The sequence below is a fragment of the Micromonospora sp. M51 genome (assembly GCF_018070305.1).
GTDB lineage: Bacteria > Actinomycetota > Actinomycetes > Mycobacteriales > Micromonosporaceae > Micromonospora > Micromonospora parva.
Genome location: NZ_JAGPXZ010000692.1, coordinates 1 through 3,244 on the forward strand (window position 1 = coordinate 1; position 3,244 = coordinate 3,244).

Below are 3,244 nucleotides of genomic sequence, written 5' to 3' on the forward strand. Positions count from 1 at the left end.
CGGGCGTCGCAGGGCGAGTTCGGCCCGGACGCGGTCAACGTGCAGGCCGGCGGGGTGGTCGCCGAGGACGTTCGGCCGCTGCTGCCGCTGGCGGAGAAGCTCGGCCGGGCGTTCACCGCTGTCGCCGGCGGGGTCGCCGCCAGCGTCACTGTCGAGGTTCGCGGTGAGATCGTCAGCCACGAGGTGTCGGTGCTCAAGCTCGCCGCCACGAAGGGCCTGTTCAGCTCCGTGGTCGAGGAGCAGGTCACCTACGTCAACGCCCCGCACCTGGCCGCCGAGCGTGGCGTCGAGGTCACCCTGGCCGCCCTGGCCGAGACGGCCGATCAGCCGACCCTGGTCACGGTGCGCGGCGCGCTGCCGGACGGCCGGACGGTGAGTGTCTCCGGCACCGTCACCCAGTCCGGCGCTCGCGACGTGCTGAAGCTGACCGAGGTGGACGGCTTCGACGTGGAGATCGGCGCGGAGGGCATCCTGCTCTTCCTGCGCTACGCCGACCGCCCCGGTGTGGTCGGCACCGTCGGTACCCTGCTCGGCGAGTCGGGCATCAACATCGCGGCCATGCAGGTGGCGCGTCGGGAGGCGGGCGGCGAGACGCTGATGACGCTCACCGTCGACCAGGCGCTCGGCGCCGACCTGCTCACCTCGGCCGCCGAGTCGATCGGTGCCACCGCGGCCAGCGCCGCCGACCTGCGCGACGAGTAACAGCCGACAAGCACTGTGGGGGGCCTGGCGATTCGCCGGGCCCCTCGTCATTTCCCGTCTACTGCCGCTGGTCGGGTCAGCCGGGCAGTCGTGCCGGGGGCGGGTAGACCGAGCCGTCCTGCGGGTCGAAGAGCATCAGCCCGTGTTCGCCGGCCAACCGCTCGATGTCCAGGAGCACCTGGTCCGCGCAGGTCGGGTGCAGGTTCAACTCGACGTGGTCGTGGGCCGCGTGCAGCGGCGCCACCGCCCAGGGGCTGTCCGGGCCGGGGTGACGGTCCGGATAGGACGCCGTGATCGCCCGGTAGAAGCTGACCACCCGTGGGTCGGGGTAGCGGTCCACGTGCCGTCCCTGTCGGCAACCGTCGACCGCTGTCCGCACGTCCTCGGGCGTCGCCCCGTCCTCCAGGGCCCACACGCTCAGATCGAAACTCACGGCGGACAGCGTGCCATCCGCCGTTCACCATGTCGAAATTGCCTCGCCGCCGGTCAACCACCGATTGTCGCAGTCTCCGGTGCCGACGGTCCGGTGTGGAGACTCTTGCGTCGAGTTGCGTCGATTCGCTAGCGTACGCACTGCGGTCACTGGCCGAGTTCGAGGCGCCGGCCCGTCTTCGGGTGGCGCGGTCGACGTCCGGCCCGACCGGTCCGCACCCCTCGGTTGTGCGAGCCACGCGCACTCGTCGCTGACCGGCCCCCATGGTCGTTGCCGAGACCGTGGGGGCCGATCGCGTGCCCGACCAGCTCAGCGACGGTGGGCGAAGAGCGCGCGATAGTCGGAGTTTCCCCGGAACCAGGCCAGGCCGGTGGGGCCGGCGGCGTAGAGCGCCGTGGCGTAGGCATCGGCGACCGCCAGGTCGGGGCCCACGACGGTGGCGGCGGCGAGGTTCTCGGCCGGTTCGCCGGTGTGCGGGTCCACCACGTGCCCCTGCCGTCCGGTCACGCCGGAGGTGCCGATGGCGCCAGCGGTCATCTCCAGCACCAGCGGCGCGCGCTCGGGTGCGGTCGGGTGGTGCACGGCGACCCGCCAGGGCCCTCCGTGCGGCGCGCGGCCCCGGACGACGAGGTCGGCGCCGGCGAGGACGGCGTAGTCGTGGATGCCGGCGGCGCGCAGCCGCTCCGCGGCGCGTTCCACCGCCCAACCGCCGAGCAGGCCGCCCGGGTCGAAGCCGCCGGGCACCGCCCAGGCGTCGAACCACCCGTCGGTGGCGGCGCGCATCGCGGCGCAGCGGTCCACCAGGTCGGCCAGCGGCGGGTACGACTCGGGGCTGATCTCGCCCCGACGCAGCCGGGACACCAGGCTCTCCGGTCGGTTGGGGCCGTAGGTGAGGTCGATGGCGCGCAGTTCGGCGACGCTGTCCCGCAGCGCCTCGCCCACGCCCCGGCGGCCGAGCCACTCGGGCGCGTTGAGCAGCAGGGTGTACTCGGCGGTCGCGGTGCGGACGGTGTGCTGCACCGCGATCCGGCCCTCGGTGGCGCCGGCCGGGTCGATCCGGTGCCGGCGGCTGCCGAGTCGGAGGTCCGGCCGGCGGTGGCGGAACGCGGACGGGTCCGGCCAGCGGGTCCGTGGCTGTTCGTCGATGCGCATCGCATCTGCCCCCTCGCACGTGGTGCCGCATCATCGCGACCCCGTTGGTCAGCGGGCCCCCGCGACCCACTGAGCACTACCGTACGCAGCGGAGATGATCGCTCCATGAGTCTCAGCTGAGAGGGTGCTGTGCATTCCCGCGTCCCAAATCATGGACGCTGCGTACCGGGAGGCGGGACGACGACGTACCGTTGCGCAGACGGAACCGTTGAGCAGAGGAGTGCGGTCGTGGCGCGGATCGCGGTGGTGGCCGGGGACGGCATCGGGCCTGAGGTGGTCGCGCAGGCCCGCAAGGTTCTCGACGCGGTGCTGCCCGACGTGCAGGCCACCGAATACGACCTCGGTGCCGCCCGCTGGCACCGTACCGGTGAGGTGCTGCCCGACTCGGTGCTGGCCGAGTTGGCCGGGCACGACGCGATCCTGCTCGGCGCGGTCGGTGACCCGACGGTCCCGCCGGGGGTGCTGGAGCGGGGGCTGCTGCTCAAGCTCCGTTTCGCCTTCGACCAGTACGTCAACCTGCGCCCGTCCCGGCTCTGGCCCGGGGTCACCGGTCCGCTGGGCAACGTGAAGCCGGGCGAGGTCGACCTCGTGGTGGTGCGCGAGGGCACGGAGGGGCTCTACGCCGGTGCCGGTGGCTCCCTGCACCGGGACACTCCGGCCGAAATCGCCACCGAGGAGAGCCTGAACACCCGCCACGGCGTGGAGCGGGTGATCCGCGACGCGTTCGCCCGCGCCGGCCGCCGGGAGCGGCGCAAGGTCACCCTCGTGCACAAGACCAACGTGCTCACCCACGCCGGGTCGCTCTGGGCGCGCACGTTCGACGCCGTCGCCGCCGAGCACCCGGATGTCGCCACCGAATACCAGCACGTCGACGCGGCGGCCATGTTCCTCGTCACCCAGCCGCAGCGCTACGACGTGGTGGTCACCGACAACCTCTTCGGCGACATCCTCACCGAC

General features: G+C 72.9%; 4 protein-coding genes. 2 read left to right on the forward strand and 2 right to left on the reverse strand.

The annotated features are described in order from the left end of the window. Positions 1-702, forward strand: a 702-nt coding sequence (locus tag KBX53_RS27185; protein WP_210862380.1) for an ACT domain-containing protein, incomplete at its 5' end; no start/stop codon positions are given. Between the two features lie 76 nt (positions 703-778). Here KBX53_RS27185 and KBX53_RS27190 read toward each other — a convergent pair. Both KBX53_RS27190 and KBX53_RS27195 read right to left on the reverse strand, forming a co-directional pair. Continuing rightward, a complete protein-coding gene (locus KBX53_RS27190; RefSeq protein WP_030337238.1) occupies positions 779-1,135 on the reverse strand; it encodes a hypothetical protein in 357 nt (118 codons plus the stop codon). A 309-nt stretch (positions 1,136-1,444) separates the two neighbouring features. Then, complete coding sequence (locus KBX53_RS27195; RefSeq protein WP_030337239.1) at positions 1,445-2,287, reverse strand: FAD:protein FMN transferase; 843 nt, start codon at positions 2,285-2,287, stop codon at positions 1,445-1,447. A 228-nt stretch (positions 2,288-2,515) separates the two neighbouring features. Between KBX53_RS27195 and KBX53_RS27200 the strand changes: the two genes are divergently transcribed. Then, the coding region (locus tag KBX53_RS27200) for a 3-isopropylmalate dehydrogenase (RefSeq protein WP_210862382.1) at positions 2,516-3,244 on the forward strand (729 nt) is incomplete at its 3' end.